We start from the raw sequence: 1,514 nt of genomic DNA, 5'->3' as shown, positions 1-1,514 counted from the left end.
ACTCCCGCGACGGCGTTCCGCAGCGCGCGGGTCACGCCGCGCAACTCGTCGGCGGCCGACTCGCCGGCCTCCACCGGGGCCACCTCCGCCAGGACCCGTTCGGCGACAGCGGTGAGCAGCGCCTGCTTGGACGGGAAGTGCCAGTACAGCGCGCTCGGCTGGACGTTCAGCCGGGTCGCGAGGGTGCGCATGGACATGCCGGGCAACCCCGCCTCGTGCAGGAGTCCGAGCGCGGTGTCGACGACGGCCGACTTGGTGAGTGCCACGACAGGTCACCCTATCGCCCCGCCCGCCGCTCCGACGCGCCTGCAACCTGAACGCTGTACAAGTCGGCGAATTCCCGCTACCTTAACGGCGTTCAATGAACGGCGTTCAGGAGGAACCATGGCCACCACGACCACCCGTTGGCACGAGCTCGCGGACCGCATTCTCGACGGCGGGGCGATCGACGCGACCGAGGCGCTCGCCGTGCTCGACTCATCGGACGCCGAGCTCATGGAGGTGGTCGCGGCCGCGTCCCGGCTGCGGTTCGAGCACTTCGGCAACAAGGTCAAGGTCAACTACCTGGTCAACCTCAAGAGCGGCCTGTGCCCGGAGGACTGCTTCTACTGCTCGCAGCGCCTCAACTCCACCGCCGGCATCCTGCGGTACACCTGGTTGAACACGGACGAGGCCGTCACCGCGGCCAAGGCGGGAATCGCCGCCGGGGCCTCGCGCGTGTGCCTGGTCGCCAGCGGCACAGGCCCGAGCAACCGCGAGGTCGGCAAGGTCTCCGACATCATCGAGGCCATCAAGTCCGACACCCCGGGCGTCGAGGTGTGCGCCTGCCTCGGCGCGCTCAAGGACGGCCAGGCCGAGAAGCTCTGCGCGAGCGGCGCCGACGCCTACAACCACAACCTCAACACGGCGGAGAGCCACTACGAGGAGATCTGCACGACCCACACCTACGCCGACCGCGAGCACACCGTGAGCCAGGCGCACGGCGCGGGCCTGTCGGCGTGCTCGGGCTTCATCGCCGGCATGGGCGAGACCCGCGAGCAGCTGGTCGAGCTGGCCTTCGACCTGCGCGCCAAGGGCGTCGACTCAATCCCGGTGAACTTCCTGCTGCCCTTCGACGGCACCCCCCTCGAGGGCGTGGACACGCTCAACCCGCGCGACTGCCTGCGCATCCTCGCGATGGTGCGGTTCGTCGCCCCCGACACCGAGATCCGGATGGCCGCCGGCCGCGAGCGCCACCTCGGCTACCTCCAGGGCATGGGCCTCTACGTGGCCAACTCGCTGTTCCTCGGCGACTACCTCACCTCCGAGGGCCAGCCCGGCGGTGAGGACCTGCAGATGATCGCCGACGCCGGCCTCGAGGTGCTGCAGAGGGAGGATGCCGCCGGGGCGGGCGAGGTCACCCACGCCGCCGCCCCTGTCACGGCTCCCGCCGCGCCGGCCACGCAGGAGAAGAAGGTGGCCATCCGCACGCGCGGTGCCGGCACCAGCGAGCCCGCGAACGCCTGACATGTCCG

General features: G+C 70.5%; 2 protein-coding genes. One reads left to right on the top strand and one right to left on the bottom strand.

Going from position 1 to position 1,514, the window contains the following annotated elements; all coding sequences use genetic code 11:
• A partial coding sequence (locus tag G6019_RS11030; RefSeq protein ID WP_182627591.1) for a TetR family transcriptional regulator occupies positions 1 to 266 on the bottom strand: 266 nt, incomplete at its 3' end.
• 118 nt (positions 267 to 384) lie between these two features.
• Between G6019_RS11030 and bioB the strand changes: the two genes are divergently transcribed.
• Positions 385 to 1,506 (top strand): biotin synthase BioB, encoded by a 1,122-nt coding sequence (gene bioB, locus G6019_RS11025; protein WP_182613422.1) that lies wholly within the window; start codon positions 385 to 387, stop codon positions 1,504 to 1,506.
• Positions 1,507 to 1,514: the final 8 nt, after the last annotated feature.

It is taken from the genome of Dietzia sp. DQ12-76, assembly GCF_014145045.1.
In the GTDB taxonomy this organism is placed as follows: Bacteria; Actinomycetota; Actinomycetes; order Mycobacteriales; family Mycobacteriaceae; genus Dietzia.
Note: the sequence above shows the minus strand (reverse complement) of the source record. Positions and strands in the feature narration are given on the sequence as shown.

What these genes read in the sequence shown, in the direction of transcription:
- bioB (WP_182613422.1), top strand. Translation starts at nt 385, where the DNA reads ATGGCCACCACGACCACCCGTTGGCACGAGCTCGCGGACCGCATTCTC.